Origin of the sequence: Polymorphobacter sp., assembly GCF_051860865.1 — a bacterium.
Taxonomy (GTDB): Bacteria; Pseudomonadota; Alphaproteobacteria; order Sphingomonadales; family Sphingomonadaceae; genus Sandarakinorhabdus.
Genome location: NZ_JBIMKZ010000061.1, coordinates 1 through 18,542 on the forward strand (window position 1 = coordinate 1; position 18,542 = coordinate 18,542).

18 protein-coding genes and 1 tRNA gene are annotated in these 18,542 nt (G+C 68.6%); 18 read left to right on the forward strand and 1 reads right to left on the reverse strand.

Features of this window, described 5'->3' with window-relative positions:
• Window positions 1-173: 173 nt before the first annotated feature.
• From dcd to ACTIFJ_RS11390, 4 genes are all read left to right on the forward strand, one after another.
• Window positions 174-728, forward strand: coding sequence for a dCTP deaminase (gene dcd, locus ACTIFJ_RS11375; RefSeq protein ID WP_439534226.1), 555 nt, complete (start codon window positions 174-176; stop codon window positions 726-728).
• Window positions 729-838: 110 nt separating this feature from the next.
• Window positions 839-1,624 (forward strand): hypothetical protein, encoded by a 786-nt coding sequence (locus tag ACTIFJ_RS11380; protein ID WP_439534227.1) that lies wholly within the window; start codon window positions 839-841, stop codon window positions 1,622-1,624.
• A 73-nt stretch (window positions 1,625-1,697) separates the two neighbouring features.
• The gene (gene murA / locus ACTIFJ_RS11385) at window positions 1,698-2,981 is read left to right on the forward strand and encodes a UDP-N-acetylglucosamine 1-carboxyvinyltransferase (RefSeq protein WP_439534228.1); all 1,284 of its coding nucleotides are present in this window, start codon (window positions 1,698-1,700) and stop codon (window positions 2,979-2,981) included.
• A complete protein-coding gene (locus ACTIFJ_RS11390; protein WP_439534229.1) occupies window positions 2,974-3,381 on the forward strand; it encodes a DUF2948 family protein in 408 nt (135 codons plus the stop codon). The genes murA and ACTIFJ_RS11390 overlap by 8 nt, the downstream gene beginning before the upstream one ends.
• Before the next feature lie 172 nt (window positions 3,382-3,553).
• Here the strand turns inward: ACTIFJ_RS11390 and ACTIFJ_RS11395 are convergent, their stop codons facing one another.
• Window positions 3,554-4,402: a class I SAM-dependent methyltransferase gene (locus ACTIFJ_RS11395; RefSeq protein ID WP_439534230.1), complete on the reverse strand. Its 849-nt coding sequence runs from the start codon at window positions 4,400-4,402 to the stop codon at window positions 3,554-3,556.
• Window positions 4,403-4,454: 52 nt separating this feature from the next.
• Between ACTIFJ_RS11395 and ACTIFJ_RS11400 the strand changes: the two genes are divergently transcribed.
• The 14 genes from ACTIFJ_RS11400 (at window position 4,455) to ACTIFJ_RS11465 (ending at window position 18,513) form a co-directional block, all read left to right on the forward strand.
• Window positions 4,455-5,207, forward strand: a complete 753-nt coding sequence (locus ACTIFJ_RS11400; protein WP_439534231.1) for a double zinc ribbon domain-containing protein — start codon at window positions 4,455-4,457, stop codon at window positions 5,205-5,207.
• Between the two features lie 52 nt (window positions 5,208-5,259).
• Window positions 5,260-5,514, forward strand: coding sequence for a glutaredoxin 3 (grxC, locus tag ACTIFJ_RS11405; protein ID WP_439534240.1), 255 nt, complete (start codon window positions 5,260-5,262; stop codon window positions 5,512-5,514).
• Window positions 5,515-5,523: 9 nt separating this feature from the next.
• Window positions 5,524-6,354 (forward strand): carbon-nitrogen hydrolase family protein, encoded by an 831-nt coding sequence (locus ACTIFJ_RS11410; RefSeq protein WP_439534232.1) that lies wholly within the window; start codon window positions 5,524-5,526, stop codon window positions 6,352-6,354.
• Window positions 6,351-6,749 carry a DUF1178 family protein gene (locus tag ACTIFJ_RS11415; RefSeq protein ID WP_439534233.1) on the forward strand — a complete coding sequence of 133 codons (399 nt, stop codon included), beginning with the start codon at window positions 6,351-6,353 and terminating at the stop codon, window positions 6,747-6,749. Before ACTIFJ_RS11410 ends, ACTIFJ_RS11415 begins: the two co-directional genes overlap by 4 nt.
• A 50-nt stretch (window positions 6,750-6,799) precedes the next feature.
• Window positions 6,800-6,876, forward strand: a tRNA-Arg gene (locus ACTIFJ_RS11420).
• 120 nt (window positions 6,877-6,996) lie between these two features.
• A complete protein-coding gene (locus ACTIFJ_RS11425) occupies window positions 6,997-7,641 on the forward strand; it encodes a PepSY-associated TM helix domain-containing protein (RefSeq protein WP_439534234.1) in 645 nt (214 codons plus the stop codon).
• Window positions 7,642-7,691: 50 nt separating this feature from the next.
• Window positions 7,692-8,177, forward strand: coding sequence for a DUF2271 domain-containing protein (locus ACTIFJ_RS11430; RefSeq protein ID WP_439534241.1), 486 nt, complete (start codon window positions 7,692-7,694; stop codon window positions 8,175-8,177).
• A gap of 11 nt (window positions 8,178-8,188) precedes the next feature.
• On the forward strand, window positions 8,189-9,043 hold the full coding sequence (locus tag ACTIFJ_RS11435; RefSeq protein ID WP_439534235.1) for a DUF4198 domain-containing protein: 855 nt from the start codon (window positions 8,189-8,191) through the stop codon (window positions 9,041-9,043).
• A 104-nt stretch (window positions 9,044-9,147) separates the two neighbouring features.
• Window positions 9,148-10,026, forward strand: coding sequence for an FAD:protein FMN transferase (locus ACTIFJ_RS11440; protein WP_439534242.1), 879 nt, complete (start codon window positions 9,148-9,150; stop codon window positions 10,024-10,026).
• Window positions 10,027-10,135: 109 nt separating this feature from the next.
• Window positions 10,136-12,559, forward strand: a complete 2,424-nt coding sequence (locus tag ACTIFJ_RS11445; RefSeq protein WP_439534236.1) for a TonB-dependent receptor — start codon at window positions 10,136-10,138, stop codon at window positions 12,557-12,559.
• Window positions 12,560-12,579: 20 nt separating this feature from the next.
• Window positions 12,580-13,263, forward strand: coding sequence for a Fe2+-dependent dioxygenase (locus tag ACTIFJ_RS11450; protein WP_439534237.1), 684 nt, complete (start codon window positions 12,580-12,582; stop codon window positions 13,261-13,263).
• A gap of 467 nt (window positions 13,264-13,730) precedes the next feature.
• Entirely contained in the window at window positions 13,731-15,392 is a 1,662-nt protein-coding gene (locus ACTIFJ_RS11455) for a ShlB/FhaC/HecB family hemolysin secretion/activation protein (RefSeq protein WP_439534243.1), read from the forward strand.
• Between the two features lie 11 nt (window positions 15,393-15,403).
• Window positions 15,404-17,905, forward strand: a complete 2,502-nt coding sequence (locus ACTIFJ_RS11460; RefSeq protein WP_439534238.1) for a two-partner secretion domain-containing protein — start codon at window positions 15,404-15,406, stop codon at window positions 17,903-17,905.
• A complete protein-coding gene (locus ACTIFJ_RS11465; RefSeq protein ID WP_439534239.1) occupies window positions 17,905-18,513 on the forward strand; it encodes a L,D-transpeptidase in 609 nt (202 codons plus the stop codon). The genes ACTIFJ_RS11460 and ACTIFJ_RS11465 overlap by 1 nt, the downstream gene beginning before the upstream one ends.
• The last annotated feature ends 29 nt before the right edge of the window (window positions 18,514-18,542 follow it).

Here is an 18,542-nt window from a genome sequence, read left to right on the forward strand (position 1 = left end):
GCACCTCCAGTCCGCCCGCCGTCGCCTGCACCAGCAGCGCCAGATAAGCCGTTTTCAATGCTATGGAATCGATTGCGTCGAGGCTATCGAGATGGTCGGCGATATCATTCATGGCGAATCACCTGAAAGTTAACACTAAGCTACCCACTACCACATTGCGGAGCCGGCTCTTCATGTCAGTACAATCAGACCGATGGATTCGCCAGCAGGCCCTCGACAACGGCATGATCGAACCCTTCGTCGATCGCCAGAAGCGCGAGGGCTGCATCAGCTACGGCCTCAGCTCCTATGGCTATGATGCCCGCGTCGCCGATGAGTTCAAGATCTTCACCAACATTAACTCGACCGTCGTCGACCCCAAGGATTTCAACCCCAATAGCTTCGTGGACCGCAAGACCGACGTCTGCATCATTCCGCCCAACAGTTTCGCGCTCGCCCGCACCGTCGAGTATTTCCGCGTCCCCCGCGATGTCCTCGTCATTTGCCTCGGCAAGAGCACCTATGCGCGCTGTGGAATCATCGTCAACGTCACCCCGCTGGAGCCCGGCTGGGAGGGCCATGTGACGCTGGAATTCAGCAACACCACCCCGCTGCCGGCCCGCATCTACGCCAATGAAGGCGCCTGCCAGTTCCTGTTCCTGCAGGGCAACGAGCCCTGCGAGGTCAGCTATGCCGACCGTGCCGGCAAATATATGGGCCAGCGCGGCGTCACCCTGCCGAGGCTCTGACACCTCCTGTCGCACCCCCAGGCGCGCGGGTTGTAACTGGAAAACCAATCACCACAAAGGCATAGCCCCCGGCCGTCTTTCGCCGGGGCCTGTAACCAGTGGAGTGTTCTATGCGTAATCTTCTTTTGACCTCGGCCATCGCCGCGGTCGCCCTGTCGGCATCCGCCGCCCAGGCCGCCCCTGAAAAGGGCCAGTGGAGCGCCCGTATCATGGGCGGTGTCGATTTCCCCGTCGCCGGCAACCTGCACAGCGGTGCCAACGCCCCGGTCGCCAATCTCGGCACCCTCAACCCCGCGCTGACCGGCACTGCCGGCACGCTGGCCATCGAGGAAGCCCCCAACAGCCGCTTCTACAACGGCGGTATCGGCGCCAACGTCGAGCTCGGCTATGCGGTCCGCGATGGCGGCGAAATCTTCGGTGCCTTCCGCTACCAGAACATCGGCCGCGGTGCGGGCCCGGTCGGTGAAGTCCAGGTCCCGTCGCAGGGTGCCAACCTGCCGATCAACGCCAGCTTCAGCCGCCTGCGCGCCTTCACCGGTGAGGTCGGCTACCGCCAGTATCTGAGCCGTGGCGAAATCCAGCCCTATGTCGCCGGCCGCGCCGGTGTCACCTTCACCAACCGCATCAACGCCGATTTCGCCGTGCCCGGCGCGGGAATTGCGCTGAACGACGTGCCCTTCTACAAGAACTCGGTCTCGGGCACCGTCGGCGGCGACATCGGCGTCGCCATCCCGATCGCCTCGCGCGTCGATCTCAATATCGAGAGTGGTATCCGCTGGACCAGCGGCCTGCGCGGCGATGACACCGCCCTTGCCGGCCTCGGCCTCGCCGGCATCAACAATGCCGGCGCCCGTTGGGATGTCCCGGTCCGCGCCGGGCTGAACTTCCGCTTCTAGTCCGTGATCCGCCGGCCGGCACCCCTTTCGCAAACAATGGCGCCGGCCGGCGACCCGCGCTAAACGCGGATACATGGACAGGATCATCATTCGCGGCGGCCGCTCCCTCAAGGGCCGCATCCCCATCTCCGGCGCCAAGAACGCCGCGCTCACGCTGATGCCTTGCGCGCTGCTCACCGACCAGCCGCTGACCCTGCGCAATCTGCCGCGCCTCGCCGATATCGATACCTTCGGCCACCTGCTCAACAACCACGGCGTCTCGACGATGATCGAAGGCACCCACCCGGACGAGTTCGGCCGCGTGATGACGCTCCGCGCCGCCCGTATCACCAGCACCGTCGCCCCCTATGATATCGTCCGCAAGATGCGCGCCTCCATCCTCGTGCTCGGCCCGCTGCTCGCCCGCGCCGGCGAGGCCACCGTCTCGCTGCCCGGCGGCTGCGCCATCGGCAACCGACCCATCGACCTCCACCTCAAGGTGCTTGAAGCCCTCGGCGCCGAAATCGAGCTCGCCGCCGGCTACGTAAAAGCATCAGCTCCCGCCGGCGGCCTCCCCGGCGGCCGCTTCGTCTTCCCCATCGTCTCGGTGGGCGCCACCGAGAACGCCCTGATGGCCGCCGTCCTCGCCAAGGGCCCGTCGATCCTCGAAAATGCCGCCCGCGAGCCCGAGATCGTCGATCTCTGCAACTGCCTCGTCGCCATGGGTGCCCGCATCACCGGCATCGGCACCGAAACCCTCGCCATCACTGGCGTCAAGGCGCTCCACGGTGCCACCTACGCCGTCATGCCGGACCGGATCGAGGCGGGTTCCTACGCCTGCGCCGCTGCCATCACCGGCGGGGAGGTCGAACTCGTCGGCGCCCGTGAAACCGATCTCGGCGCCACCCTCTCGGCGCTCCGCGACGCCGGCGTCGAAATCACCCCCACCGCCGATGGCCTCTCTGTCAAGCGCGCCAATGGCCTCCACGGCGTCACCATCAGCACCGCCCCCTATCCCGGCTTCCCCACCGACATGCAGGCCCAGTTCATGGCCATGCTGACCATGGCCGACAGCGCCTCGGTGCTCACCGAAACCATCTTCGAAAATCGTTACATGCACGTCCCCGAGCTCGCCCGCATGGGCGCCGACATCACCGTGCGCGGTCGCTCGGCCGTCGTCCGCGGCACCGCCAGCCTCACCGGCGCCCCCGTCATGGCCACCGACCTCCGCGCCTCGATGAGCCTCATCATCGCCGGCCTCGCCGCCGAAGGCGAAACCGTCGTCAACCGCGTCTACCACCTCGATCGAGGCTATGAACGCCTCGAGGAAAAGCTCCAGGCCGTCGGCGCCGACATCGAACGCATCTCCGATGGCTGAAACGTCCCGCCTCTCACTCCTCGCCCAATCCCCCGAAGACCTGCCGCCGCTCGCCGCCCTCGTCCAGGACGCGCTGCTCCGCCCGGCCGACATCGCCTTCGACCCCAAGGCCCGCCGCCTCGTCCTCATGCTCACCCGCTACCGCTGGGAAGCGCCCACCCCCAGCCGCACCCGCAGCGCCCTGCGTCTCGAAACCGTCTTCGGCGTCCAGGAACGCCACTGGCCGCGCACCCCCGACACCATCCTCAACCTGCTCACCCTCGAATGGGCCGAACCCTATCTCACCCTGGTCTTCTCCGAAGACATCACGCTGCGCGCCCGCTGCGAAACGCTGGACCTGATCCTCGAAGACGTTACCGACCCCTGGCCCAGCGACCACGTCCCGAACCACGCCGCGTAACGAGCCCCCGGCGGTAGTTAGGGGCCTCCGGCGGCTGGGGCCGCAGGCCCCAGACCCCAAGATTTGCTGTTTACCGTCACCACGACCGCTCTCGCCGCGTCCCGAGCCCATTTGATGGGGTCTGGGGCCTGCGGCCCCAGCCGCCGGAGGCAATTTTCCTGCCTTCTGTCCCTTAGATCGCCCGGCCGATCGCCTGGGACAGGTCGCTGTCCACGCCCGGCGTCGCCCCCGGTGCCCAGCCGGCAAGGTACACCAAATCGACCGTCACGGCTGTCTTGCCCTCGGCATCGGCGCGGGCGGCGAAGCGACGGGCGGTTTCGGCGAGGACGTCGCGGCGCAATGGGGAGCGGGCGGCGAGGGGCGACCGGGCCCCCATGGCGGTGAGGTCGGTGAGCAGCCGGTCGAAGCGAGTGTAGCGGACGGTCAGGCGTTCGCTGTCGGCGACGGGCATGGCGAAGCCGGCGCGCTGGAGCAGCCCGGCGGCAGACTGGGGGTCGACCATGGGGGCGATGCGCGGCGCGGCACGGCTGGTCAGGGTCGATTCGGCGATGATCAGGTCTTCGCGCAATTCGCCTAGCGTCAGACCCCCGACGATGGCGGCGGCGAACAGCCCGTCGGGCCGCAGCAGCCGGCGGGCCTGGAGGAGTGCGCCGGGCAGGTCGGAGACGGTGGCGAGGCCGCCGACGCTGATCACCAGGTCGAAAGCGGCGTCGGCGAATGGCAGCCGGTCCTCGTCGGCGACGAGCGTGGTGCCGGCGCCGGGGGCGAGGGCAGCGCGCACTGCGCCGGGCCAGACGGGCAGCGGCCCGCCGAGATCGAGCACGGTCTGGAATGGTCGCCCGAGCGCTTCGACGCGGGCCACGGTCTCGTCGGCCATGGCGCGGTGCAGGAAGTCGGCGGCGGCGAACGTATCGAGCGCGCGTTCATGCCGCCGGCGGCGCAGCGCCCGGTCGAATGGCTCGGCGGCGGGGGTTGCAGGGGGGCGAGCACGGGGGCGGGTGGGGGAGTGTTCGGGGGGCATGGCCGAGCGGTAATCGATGGCATCGCGCCCGCAAAGGCGTAAACTCGCCGCCATGGACCTTGCCGGTATTGCCAAGTCGAGTGCCTTGCAGCCGTTGGCGGCGTTGTTCGACCTGGTGCTGCCGCCGCGCTGCGCCGGCTGTGGCGTCATCGTCGACGGCGACGGCCGCTTCTGCGGGGGCTGCTGGCAGGGCCTCGATTTCCTGGGGTCGCCGCAATGCGAAAGCTGCGGCACGCCCTTCGCCTATGATCGCGGCACCGGCGTTCGTTGCGGCGCCTGCGAGGCGGCGCCGCCGCCCTGGGGCCGCGCCCGGGCGGCGCTGGCCTATCAGGGCGCCGCGCGCACCGCGCTGCTGCGCTTCAAGCTGGCCGATCGCCAGCATCTGGCGGCGATGATGGTGCCGCACATGGCGCGGGCCGGGGCAGGGCTGTTGGGGCCAGCGGTGCTGCTGGTGCCGGTGCCGCTGCACCGCTGGCGACTCTGGCGGCGCGGCTTCAACCAGTCGGCGCTGCTGGCGCGCGGCCTCGCCCGGGCCGGGCTGGGCGTGCTGCATGTCGATGCGCTGGTCCGCGTCCGCCCGACGCTGCCCAGCGTCGGCCTCAACCCCTCGGAGCGCGCCGCCAATGTGAAGGGCGCCTTTGTCGTGCCACGTCCGGAGCGCATCGTCGGACGAAATGTGGTTCTCGTCGACGATGTGCTGACCAGCGGCGCCACCGCATCGGCCTGTGCTTCATCCCTGCTTCAGGCCGGGGCTGCGACGGTGGACGTCTTGACCTGGGCGCGCGTCGTGCGCGACAGGGTATGAGCAACGGTGCGGGGGCATGACGTTCGCCGGCACCCAGGATTCGGAGCATCAGATGGCCAAGATCGAAGTCTATACCAAGCAGCTGTGCCCTTATTGCACGCGCGCCAAGTCGCTGCTGATGCGCAAGGGCGCCGCGTTCGACGAGATCGACATCAGCATGGGCGGGCCGAAGCGCACCGAGATGATCGAGCGAGCCGGCGGCCGCACCACAGTGCCGCAGGTGTTCATCAACGGCACCCATATCGGCGGCAGTGACGATCTCGCCGCGCTGGACCGTCGCGGCGAACTGGATTCGCTGCTCGCCTGAGCGATCCGCATGACGCTCACAATCGGTCTCGTCCAGCCCAACACCGGCATCGATCCGCATGACGGCGCCGCCGCGCTGGCCGCCGCCATTGGCCGCCTCGCCGCTGCCGGGGCCCGCCTGGTCTTCACCCCGGAAATGAGCGGAAGGCTGGACAAGGACCGCGCGCGCCTCGCCGCCACCATCGGCACGGAAGCAGACGATCCCGTCCTCGCCGCCGCCCGCGCCGCCGCCGCCGAGCACGGGATCTGGGTCCAGCTCGGGAGCGTTGCGCTCGCCGGACCCGAGGAGCGTTTCCGCAACCGCGGCTTCCTCATCGACGACAGCGGCACTGTGGTCACCGGCTATGACAAGATCCACCTGTTCGATGTCGACCTTCCCCATGGCGAGCGCTACCGCGAATCCTCAGCCTATGCCCCCGGGGACTGTGCCGTCGCTGCCCCCACCCCCTGGGGCGGGCTGGGGCTGACCATCTGCTACGATTTGCGGTTCCCGGCGCTGTTCCAGGCGCTGGCCCGCGCCGGCGCCGCAATGATCGCCGTCCCGGCCGCCTTTACCCGCCAAACCGGCAAGGCCCACTGGCATGTGCTGCTGCGGGCGCGGGCGATCGAGACCGGCTGCTTCATCATCGCCGCCGCCCAGACCGGTGAGCATGAGGATGGCCGCACCACCTATGGCCACAGCCTCGTCGTCTCCCCCTGGGGTGAGGTGCTGCTGGACATGGGCGAGGCGCCCGGCGAAGCCACCTGCGAGATCGACCTGGCCGCCGTCGCCGAGGCCCGCGCCCGTATGCCCAGCCTCGGCCACGGCCGGGACTGGACCGGGCCAGACCCGGTCGCATGATCGTCTTCGATCTCAAATGCAGCGCCGATCATGTCTTCGAAGCCTGGTTCGGCTCGACCGGCGATTATGACAACCAGCGCACACGCGGCCTCGTCAGCTGCCCGCTGTGCGGCGACGCCAGCATCGAAAAGGCGGCCATGGCCCCCGCCGTCCCCGCCAAGGGCAACCGCCAGCCGTCGGACGCTGCCCGGCTGCTCGCCGCCCAGCGCCTGGTCGAATCCCGCTCGGACTGGGTCGGCCCGCGCTTCGCCGCCGAGGCCCGGGCGCTCCACGAGACCGGCGAGGCCCGCACCATCCACGGCGAGGCCAGCGCCGCCGAGGTCCGCTCGCTGCTGGAAGACGGCGTGCCCGTGCTGCCGCTGCCGTTCGCGCCGCTGGCCAAAAGCGACGCCTGATGCGATTTTCGCTTGATCGTCCCCGTCCCGCCCCGCATTCGAGAGGCCAAGCACCCGTAGCTCAGCAGGACAGAGCAACGGTTTCCTAAACCGCAGGTCGCAGGTTCGAATCCTGCCGGGTGCACCATCCCCCATCGCCCTCCTCCCCGCTTCTCGGCGTCTATCCCGCACGCCCCACCAAAACCATTGCAACTGCGAATCGTTCGCGGTACGGCGGTGACGTCTTCTCGCAGGTTCAAAGCCCCCGATGTCCACCCCCGTTGCCGCGCGCGGCAAGCCCCGCAACACGGTCAAGCACCTGCTGATGAAGCAGCTGCACACCTGGCACTGGATGAGTTCCGCGGTCAGCCTGGTCGGCCTGCTGCTGTTCGCCGTCACCGGCATCACCCTCAACCATGCCGGCGAGATCGAGGGCACCCCGGTCGTCACCCCCGCCAGCGCCACCATGCCCGCCTCGATCCATGAGCAGCTCGCCGTAACCCCCCCGGCCGATGCGGCCGCCCCGCTGCCACCCCCGGTCGCCGCCTGGCTCGAAGACGCCTTCAGCGAACCCGCCACCGGCCCCGCCGAATGGTCGGACGACGAGGTCTATCTGCCGCTCCCCCGCCCCGGCGGCGACGGCTGGATCGCCATCGACCGCGCCACCGGCGCGGTCACCGCCGAGACCACCGACCGCGGCTGGATCTCCTATCTCAACGACCTCCACAAGGGCCGCAACACCGGCACCGCCTGGAAATGGTTCATCGATATCTTCGCCGTCGCCTGCGTCATCTTCGCTGCCACCGGCTTCTTCCTGCTTCAGCTGCACGCCGGCCGCCGCCCGTCTACCTGGCCGCTGGTCGCCGTCGGCCTCGTCATCCCGGCGCTGATCGCCGCCGTCCTGATCCACTGAGGAGCCTGCCCATGCCCCCCCCCCCCCCCCCCCCCCGCCCCACCGTGAGGCTGTCCAGCACCCTCGTCCTCGGCCTCGCCGCCCAGCCGGCGCTGGCCGATACGCTCGATCTCGCCGTCACCATCCCGCGCCTCACCGTCGCCGAATATCATCGCCCCTATGTGGCGATCTGGCTCGAGCAGCCCGGCGCCGCACCGCGCGCCCTGTCGGTCTGGTACGATGCCAAGCTGAAGAACAACGAGGGCACCAAATGGCTGGCGGACCTCCGCCAGTTCTGGCGCGCCGCCGGCCGCTCCATGGCCTTCCCGGCCGACGGCATCACCGGCGCTACCCGCGCGCCGGGCGAGCAGAAGATCAGCCTCGCCCCCGGCACGCTTCCCGCCGGCAATTACACGCTGGTCGTCGAGGCTGCCCGCGAGGTCGGCGGCCGCGAGAGTGTCCGCCTGCCGTTCGCCTGGCCGCCAAAGCCCGGCGCCACCGTCCGCGCCGCCGGCAGCACCGAGCTCGGTGCCGTCACCCTCAGCTTCAGGAAATAGGACCCCCCGCCATGCACAAGCGCCTCGCCCTCCTCGCCGCGTCAGCCATGCTCGCCGTCGCCACCCCCGCCGCCGCCCACCGCCAGTGGATGCTCCCCTCCGCCACCGTGCTGTCGGGCGACAATGTCTGGGTCACGGTCGATGCCGCCATCTCCAACGATATCTTCTATTTCGATCACCAGCCGATGCGCACCGACAACATCAAGGCCACCGCCCCGGACGGCACCGAACTCAAGATCGAGAACGCCGCTACCGGCCGCTACCGCAGCACCTTCGATGTCCAGCTCAAGCAAAAGGGCACCTATCGGATCGACAACAGCGCCACCATGCTGATGGGCAGCTACACGCTCGGCGGCGAGGAGAAAAGGCTGCCGCGCGGCACCACCCCCGCCACGCTCAAGACCGCCATCCCCGCCGGCGCCACCAACGTCCGCACCACCGAGATGGTCAACCGCAACGAGGTCTTCGTCACCGTCGGCGCCCCCACCACCACGGTGTTCAAGACCAGCGGCACCGGCATCGAGATGGTCCCGGTCACTCACCCCAATGATCTCGTCACCGGCGAGGCCGCCACCTTCCAGTTCCTGCTCGATGGCAAACCCGCCGCCGGCCTCGGCGTCACCGTCATCCCTGGTGGCGTCCGCTACCGCAGCGCGTCGGAGGAGATGACGCTCAAGGCCGATGCGCAGGGCAGGGTGGTCATCACCTGGCCGCAGCCGGGCATGTACTGGCTCAACGCCAGCACCGGCGGCCGTCCGCAAGGCGGCCCCGCAAGCCCCAACGCCGCCGCACCTGCCGCCCCGGCAGACGCCGCCCCCGCCCGCCGCGCCAGCTACGTCACCACGCTCGAAGTGCTCGCCCCCTGAACGACGGCCCGAGCCTGGCGGTCCGCGTCGCCGTCCCGCTCGCCCTCGCGGGCGGGCGCATGGATCCGCCCTTGGGGCAAGTCCATGCCCTGGCCGGCGACACCATGGGCACACGCTGGTCGGCCCGGCTCGTCGTAGTCGACGCCGCCCGGCTCCCCGCCCTTTACGCCGGCATCCAGCAGGTGTTCGATGGCGTTGTCGCCGAGATGAGCAACTGGGAGCCGGCGTCGGACATCAGCCGCTTCAACCGCAGCCCTCCCGGCCAGTGGCAGACGCTGCCCCCGGCGACGATGACCGTGCTGCGCTGCGGGCTGGACATCGCGGCGCGCAGCGACGGCGCCTTCGATCCCGCCATCGGCGCGCTGGTCGCCTTCTGGGGCTTCGGCCCCGATCACCAGACTGGCTCGGCGCTGCGTCTCGCCCCTGCCTGGCGCGCGATCGAAGTGGACGGCCCGCGCGCCCGGCGCACCGCCAATGTCGCGCTGGATTTCTCCGGCATCGCCAAGGGCCACGCCGTGGATGCGGTCGCCGACTGGCTGCGCGGGCAGGGGTACCAGCATTTCCTCGTCGAGGCCGGCGGCGAGCTGCGCGGCGAGGGCCTCAAGCCCGATGGCCAGCCCTGGTGGGTCGATCTCGAAGCCGTCCCCGGCCTTGCCCTGCCGCCCACCCGCATCGCGCTCTGCGGCTTCGCCATCGCTACCTCGGGCGACTATCGCCGCTTCCGCCTCACCGGCAACCGGCGGGACAGCCACAGCATCGATCCCCGTTCCGGCGCCCCCATCCGCAACAATGTCGCCTCGGTCACCGTCATCGGCGCGAGCGCCATGCACGCCGATGCCTGGGCCACGGCGCTGACCGTCCTCGGCCAGGAGGCCGGCATGGCGCTCGCCATCCGCGAGCAGCTGGCGGCGCTCATCGTCACCCGTACGCCCGACGGCGCCACCGAGGCCCAGTCGCCGGCCTTCACCGCCATGCTCGGCTGATACCCCAGCGTCGCTCTCGACATTATTTTTGCGAATGACTTTCAATCGCGTTGACTCTGCGAATAAGTCGCATTAACGCCGCGAAGGACACATAACAGGGAAAACACGGATGTCGAAATTCACCGCCCGCGGGGACTCCCGCATTGCATCCACCGCCTTTCTCGCGCTCGGTTGCGTCGGGGCGCTGCACACCGCTCCCGCGCTCGCCGCCGACCTGGCCGCCGCAGAAGCCGCTGCCGAAGCAGATGCCCCCGCCACCATCGTCGTCACCGGCCATCGCGGCACCAAGCTCGAATCCCCCAAGGCCACCGCCGAGCTGCGCGACACCCCGCAGACCGTCACCGTCGTCAGCGACCAGGTCATCCGCAAGCAGAATTTGCTGACGCTCCGCGACGTCCTCGCCACCGTCCCCGGCATCACCTTCGGCGCCGGCGAGGGCGGCGGCGGCTACGGCGATTCGATCAACCTGCGCGGCTATTCAGCCAACAACGACATTACCCAGGACGGGGTGCGGGACAGCGCGCAGTACAGCCGCACCGATCCGTTCAACCTTCAGCAGATCGAGGTCTACAACGGCGCCAATTCGGTGTTCAACGGCTCGGGCTCGGTCGGCGGCACCATCAACATCGTCAGCAAGACCCCCCAGGCCGAGAACCTCACCATCCTCAGCGCCGGCATCGGCACCGACAATTATTACCGCGCCGCCGTCGACAGCAACTGGCGGGTCAGCGAGCTCGTCGCGTTCCGCCTTAATGCCATGTACCATCAGAACGATGTCCCCGGCCGCGATGTCGAGGGCTTCAAGCGCTGGGGCATCGCCCCGTCGCTGACCATCGGCATCGAAGGCCCGACCAGCCTGACGCTCGGCTATGTCCACCAGCATGACGACAACACGCCAGTGTTCGGCGTCCCCTATTTCAAGAGCCTGGTCAACGACGGCACCCTGCCGGAAGCCGATCGCAGCGACTATTTCGGCATCGAGAATCTCGACGTCCAGCTGATCAACGTCGATCGCCTCACCGCCACCGTCCGCCACCAGTTCAGCGACAGCGTCACCCTGCGCAACCTCACCCGCTGGCAGCGCGTCACCCAGGACAACGTCACCAGCGCCCCGCAAGGCACCTTCTGCCTCAGCGGCACCGGCCTGCAGCCGGTCGGCGCCACGGGCCTCGCCACCACCGGCATCGCCTGCCCGGCGACGCTGGCCCCGGGCCGCTACCAGCCGTCCGGCCCCCGCGGCCTCGTTCGCGACACCGTCAATGACGTGATGGTCAACCAGACCGACCTGCGCATCGTCTCGGGCCAGAAGGGCGGCATCCGCAACACCCTGGTCATCGGCGCCTCGTGGATGAAGGAAGATTACAGCATCGAATCCGGCTCGCTGATCCGCGACGCCGCCGGCAACGCCCAGACGCTGCCGCAGATCGTCATCGCCAACCCGAACACCGTCTATACTGGGCCGATCAACCGCATCGTCACCGCCCGCTCGCGCAGCACCACCACCAACAAGGCCGTCTACGCCTTCGATACGCTCGAGCTCGGCCCCAAGTTCGAGCTCAACGCCGCCGTCCGCTATGAAAGCAACGACGCCGAGTTCCGCAACATCCCGCTGACCTTCGTGCCGCCCGGCAGCACGGCGCTGACCGATGCCCAGCAGGCCCCGCAAATCAACAACGAGACCTTGTTTTCCTATCGCCTCGGCGCCGTCTACAAGCCGGTCGAGGATGTCAGCCTCTACATCGCCTATGGCAACGCCAAGACCCCGTCCTCGGCCACCGTCCGCCTCGGCTGCGGCACCGTCTCGGCGCCGGGTGCGGCCGATCCCTGCGCCACCGCGCCGGAAACCGCGAAAAACTATGAGATCGGCGCCAAGGCCGACCTGTTCGACCGCGCCCTGCAGGTCACCGCGGCCGTCTTCCGCAACGAGCGCAGCAACTTTCGCATTCCCTCCAACGACCCGGCGCTGCCCGCCAGCCTGCAGGTCCTCGATGGCCGCTCGCGCGTCGATGGCATCGCGCTCGGTGTCTCGGGCGCCGTCACCCCGGCCTGGACGCTGTTTGCCAACTATACCTATCTCAAGAGCAAGGTGCTCCAGAGCGTCTCGGACTTCTGCCTGTCCAATCCCGGCGGCACCGGCTGCGGCAACACCGCCGGCAATCCTGACCCGCAGTTCGGCAATAGCCTGATCCAGACGCCCAAGCATTCGGGCAGCCTGTTCACCAGCTACCGCCTGCCCTTCGGCCTCGAGCTCGGCTACGGCCTGACCTATCAGGGCAGCTTCGCCACCAATCAGTCATCGCTGGTCAACGCCACCCAGTTCCAGTCCGACGACTATCTGATCCACCGCGCCTTCGTCTCCTATGCCTTCGCCCAAGGGCTGACCGCGCAGCTCAACATCCAGAATTTCACCAACGAGAAATACCTCACCGGCATCCGCAACAACGTCAACGCCACCAGCGGCGCCGTCAGCGGCGGCTGGGCCGTCCCCGGCGACACCCGTTCGGCCGTCCTCAGCGTCTTCTACAGCTTCTGATGATCGGATAGGCTGTCCGCATGCTGATCGAGATCCCCGCTGTCCTCGATGCCGCCGGCATCGCCGAGGTCCGCGGGGTGATCGATGAAGGCGAGTGGGTGGACGGCAACGTCACTTCTGGCCACCAGTCCGCCCTCGCCAAGCACAACACCCAGCTCGTCGAGGCCTCGCCCGCCGCCCGCAAGGCCGGTGGCCTGATCCTCGATGCGCTCGGCCGCACGCCGCTGTTCATCGCCGCCGCCCTGCCGCACAGCATCTACCCGCCGCTGTTCAACCGCTATCAAGGCGGCCAGGCCTTCGGCAACCATGTCGACAATGCCGTGCGTATCCAGCGCGGCAGCAATTTCCGCATCCGCAGCGATCTCTCGGCCACATTGTTCCTCGAGGACCCCGAATCCTACGACGGCGGCGAACTGCTGATCGAGCACAATTTCGGCACCCAAGCGGTCAAGCTGCCGGCCGGCCATATGGTCCTTTACCCGGCCTCGTCGGTCCACCGCGTCGCGCCGGTGACGCGCGGCCGCCGTACCGCCAGCTTCTTCTGGCTGCAGTCCATGGTCCGCGATACCGAGAGCCGCCAGCTTCTGTTCGGCCTCGATACCGCCATCCAGCAGGTCGCGCAGACGCTCGGCCACAGCGACGAAACCGTCATCCGCATGACCGGTATTTACCACAATCTGCTGCGCAAATGGACTGATCTGTAGCACCCGGCTGACACCGTTGCCGCTACTAAATCCACACTTAGGGCCTGCCGATGCTGCCCGCCGCATGTATAAATACGCAGGCTCAGCCCGGCAATTCCAATTGACCCGCCGATATCGCCCTCAGCGAAACAATATCTTCTTTCAGCTGCGCTGACCAACTAAAATTTCAATCCATTATTTTTCGCAGCTTGGCCATATCTGTTCAATAATTAACGAGACAAAATTATATTATTTAAGCAAGTTGACTTGTTAATTATTAGAATAAGTTGAATTTTAACCATCGATTTTTCTAAGTAAGATTGACGTTTTACAAGCAAAGATTATTTGCTTCCCAGTGTTTGGAATTTCCGTTACTATCGAAGAGTAAGCAAGGTAAGTCTTAACGGATTTTAATACCTTGCGCACCCCAAAGGGGGTTTGACCGGTATTGGCGTCCGTGTCTGGGACACGGAGATTTGTTCGTGAAAATGAAGCAACTGGCACTGTCGGTGCCAATGATCAGTGCTGCCCTCGGCAGCGCCGCCGTCGCCCAGTCGATCCCCGGCGCCGGCAGCCAGCTCCAGCAGCTGCCCCCGGTCATCGACCAGCAGCGCGCCGCGCCCGATATCCGTATCGATCGCCCCGATCCCGCCCCCATCCCTGCCCAGGCCGGGCCCGCCATCGCCGTCACCGCGCTGCGCGTCACCGGCGCCACCGTCTATCCGGAGGCCACGCTGGTCGCCGCCGCCGGCTTCACGCCGGGCACCACCCTCAGCTTCGCCGACCTGCAGACCATGGCCGCGCGCATCACCGCGCACTACACCGATCGCGGTTATTTCGTCGCCCGCGCCTATCTGCCGGCGCAGGACGTCAGCACCGGCACCGTCACCATTGCCGTCATCGAGGGCCGCTACGGCGCCGTCTCGCTCAACAACAGCAGCCGCCTTGCCCCCGGCGTCGCCAACGGCATTCTCGCCGGCCTCAACCCCGGAGACATCGTCGCCGGCGCCCCGCTCGAGCGCCGCCTGCTGATCCTCTCCGATGTCCCCGGCATCAGCATCGGCTCCACCCTGTCGCCGGGCACCGCCGTCGGCACCTCGGATCTCCGCGTCGACATCGCCCCGGGCGACACCGTCAGCGGCGTCGTCGAAGCCGACAATGGCGGCAACCGCTACACCGGCGAATGGCGCGGCGGCGGCACCCTGTTCCTCAACAACCTCGCCGGCCGCGGTGACCAGCTCAGCCTGCGCGTGCTCGCCTCCACCCAGTCGCTGATCTACGGCCGCGTCGCCTGGCAGGCCCCGGTCGGCGCCGCCACCGTCGGCGTCGCCTATTCGCACATCGGCTATGAGCTGGGCCGCGAGTTCGCCAGCCTCGATGCCAGCGGCACCGCCGACATCGTCAGCGTCTTCGCCACCTATCCGCTGCTCCGCTCGCGCCGCCACAATGTCCGCGCGCTGCTCGGCGCCGACGCCAAATGGTTCACCGACCGCGCCCGCACCTTCGGCACCGAGTCGGACCGCACCACCCGCGTCCTCACCGCTGGCCTCGCCGGCGATCACCGCCACGCCACCGGCTTCTCCACCTGGTCGGTCAGCGCCAGCTACGGCGATCTGACGTTGAAGACCCCCGCCGACCGCGCCTTCGATGCCCTCACCGCCCGCGCCGAGGGCGGCTACGGCGTGTTCCGCGCCATGGTCAGCCATGACCAGACCATTATCGGCGGCTTCTCGCTGTTCGGCTCGGCCCGCGGCCAGCTCGCCACCAGGAACCTCGACAGCTCGGAGAAGATGCAGCTCGGCGGCGCCTATGGCATCCGCGCCTATCCGGAAGGCGAGGCCTTCGGCGACGAAGGCTATATCGCCACCGCCGAAGCCCGCCAGCTGCTCGCCGAAAACTTCGCCGGTCTGCCCGGCCGCCTCCAGCTGTTCGCGTTCATCGAGACCGGCGCCATCCGCCTCGCCAAGACCCCCTGGTTCCCCGGCGACAACATTCTCCACCGCAGCGGCTACGGCGCCGGTGCCGGCTGGGTCACCCCCGGCAATTTCACCATCCGCGCCGCCTATGCGCGCAAACTCGGCACCGGCCCCGCCACCTCGGCCCCCGATCGCTCGGGCCGTTTCTGGCTCCAGGTCGCCAAGTTCTTCTGAAGGATAGCCCCATGATCCGTCGCACCCCCCGCTCGGCCTGGCAGCGCCTCCGCCCCGCTTTCTGCATCACCGCCAGCGTGCTGGCGCTCGGCGCCACCACGGCCCGCGCCCAGAGCCTGCCCACCGGCGGGAGCGTCAGCGCCGGCGCCGCCAGCATCGCCGCCGCCCCCAATACACTGACCATCACCCAGACCACGCAGAATGTCGCCATCAACTGGCAGAGCTTCGATATCGGCGCCGCCAACGCCGTCAGCTTCGTCCAGCCCAACGCCAGCGCCGTCGCCCTCAACCGCGTCACCGGCGGCAATCCCAGCGCCATCATGGGCAGCCTCACCGCCAACGGCCGGGTGTTCCTCGTCAACGGTGCCGGCATCGTCTTTGGCCGCGATTCCCAGGTCAATGTCGGCGGCCTCGTCGCTTCCACCCTGTCGATCACCGACGCCGACTTCATGGCCGCCAACTACAAGTTCACCGGGGCCGGAGGCAGCATCGTCAACCACGGCACCATCACCGCCGATGGCGGCGTCGTCGCGCTCCTCGGCGGCAGCGTCAGCAACCAGGGCACCGTCGCCGCCCGCCTCGGCACCGTCGCCCTCGCCGCCGGCGAGGCCATCACCCTTGATTTCGCCGGCGATGGCCTGCTCAATCTCAGCATCGATCGCGGCGCCGCCCAGGCGCTCGTCGACAATGGCGGCCTGATCCGCGCCGATGGCGGCCATGTCCTGCTCACTACCCAGGCCGCCGGCGCGTTGCTCAAGACCGTCGTCAACAACAGCGGCATCATCGAGGCCAATGGCCTCACCACCACGGCCGGCGGCACCGTCCTGTTGCTCGCCGACATGGCCGGCGGCACGCTGACGCTCGATGGCACCATCCAGGCCGCCGGCAGCTTCGTCGAAACCTCGGCCGCCAACGTCCGCATCGCCGAGACTGCCCGCGTCAACACGCTCGCCACCACCCCCGGCGGGCTCAACGGCGAATGGCTGATCGATCCGGAGGATTTCATCGTCCAGGCGGGCCAGAACATCTCGGGCGCCGCGCTGTCGGCGCTGCTGGTTACCACCAGCGTCACCATCCGCACCATGCCTGGAACCGACCTGTCCACGGACGGCGCCCCGCCGCTGCGCGATCTCTACACATCGACCGTCGGCAACGGCGACATCTTCATCAACGAGGCCGTCACCTGGACCGCCAGCTCCAGCGTCACCACGCTGCGCCTCGAGGCGATCCGCGATCTCGTCGTCAATGCTGCCGTCACCGCCACCAACGGCAACATCATCGCCTGCTGCGGCCGGGATGCCAACATCAACGCCGCGATGACCACCACCGGCGGCAGCATCCTCATCAATGCCGGCCGCAACGTTACCGTCGCTGCCATCTCGGCCATCACCGTCACCAACGGCAATCTCGCGCTCTGCGCCGCCGAAGACCTGTCGATCAGCGGCGCCCTCGTCCTCACCCGCGGCACCGCCATCCCCGAGCGCAGCCTCGGTCTCACGCCTGGCATGACGCTGATCGCCGGCTATGGCGGCACCGGCCCGGGCGCAGACGCAGGCACCATCAGCTTCGGGTCCTCGGCCCCGCCGATCGTCGTCACCGGCCCCAACGCACTGGTCCAGATCGCCTACAATCCGGTCGCCTATGACGCACCGATCAACTTCGCGCCCTTGTTCACGCTGTCGCTCGAAGCCGTCGTCGATGCCCGCATGCTTGTCTTCCCGACCGCGCTGAAGGTCGAGGACGGCACCGCCGCCGTCGTCCTCTCGGGCTTCAACACCACCGCCACCTCCGGCCAGCCCACCGGCGTCACCCTCGTCGCCGGTCCCACTGCCACCGCCAGCTTCGACAGCACCGCCGCCGGCATGGCCATAGGCGTCAGCTACAGCGGCTACACCCTCGCCGGCGCCGACGCCGCCCTCTACGCGCTGGCCTCGTCCTGCTGCGAAACCGGCAACCGCACCACCGGCACCATCACCCCAGCTCCGACACCAACCCCCACACCGACCCCCACGCCGACGCCGACTCCCACGCCGACACCCACGCCTACCCCCACGCCTACCCCGACACCCACGCCGACTCCAACTCCGACCCCCACGCCCACACCAACCCCGACCCCCACCCCGACACCAACGCCCACGCCGACCCCGACCCCGACCCCGACCCCGACACCCACCCCCACGCCGCCTCCAACTCCGACCCCCACACCAACGCCCACACCAACCCCGACCCCTACGCCCACCCCAACACCGACCCCGACCCCAACGCCCACACCAACCCCACTGACCCCGCTCGCGCTGACCGCGCCGCTGGTCGCCGGCCCGCTGCTGGTCCGAACGCCCGTCGATATCCCCGGCGTGCAACTCGCCGTCCTCGGCGACGGCGTCCGCATGCCCGTGGTCGAGGTTCCTGCGCCGGTGGCCCCAGCGCCCGTCATCGAGGCCCCGGCACGCATCCCGGCGCCCGTGCCCGCCCCCGCCGTCCCGGTCTACCCGACCCGGCGATCGAACAACTGATGCCCACCCGGCGGCTCTCCCTGCTCGCGTCGCTGCTGGTCACAGCGCTCGCCGCGCTGCCGGCGCACGCCTCGCCCGCCGCCGTCCACAAGGCCGCCGCCGTCATCGCCGCCAGGGACAACGCCGCGCTGCCCTTCCTCGTCATCGACAAGGCGCAGGCCCGCGTCCTCGCCTACGCCCCGGACGGCACGCTGATCGCCTCTGCCCCCGCCCTGCTCGGCCTCACCCCCGGCGACACCGCGCCCGCTGACATCGGCCTGCGCACCGCCGCCCAGATCGGCCCCGCCGATCGCATCACCCCGGCCGGCCGGTTCACCGCCTCGCTCGGCCAGGACTTTGTCCAGGACCTGCTCTGGGTCGATTACAACGCCGGCCTGTCCCTCCACCGCGTCGTCAAGGGCAGCCCCAAGGACCGCCGCGCCGACCGCCTCGCCAGCCCCACCACCCAGGACAACCGCATCTCCTTCGGCTGCATCAACGTCCCCGCTGCCTTCTACGACGATGTCATCCGCCCCCTCTTCGCCAACACCGTCGGTATCGTCTACATCCTCCCCGAAGCCACAACCGCCCCCCGCCCGATCGAACTGGCCTCGCAGCTGGACCAGTAGGAGGGCCTCCGGCGGGGGGGGGGGGGGGG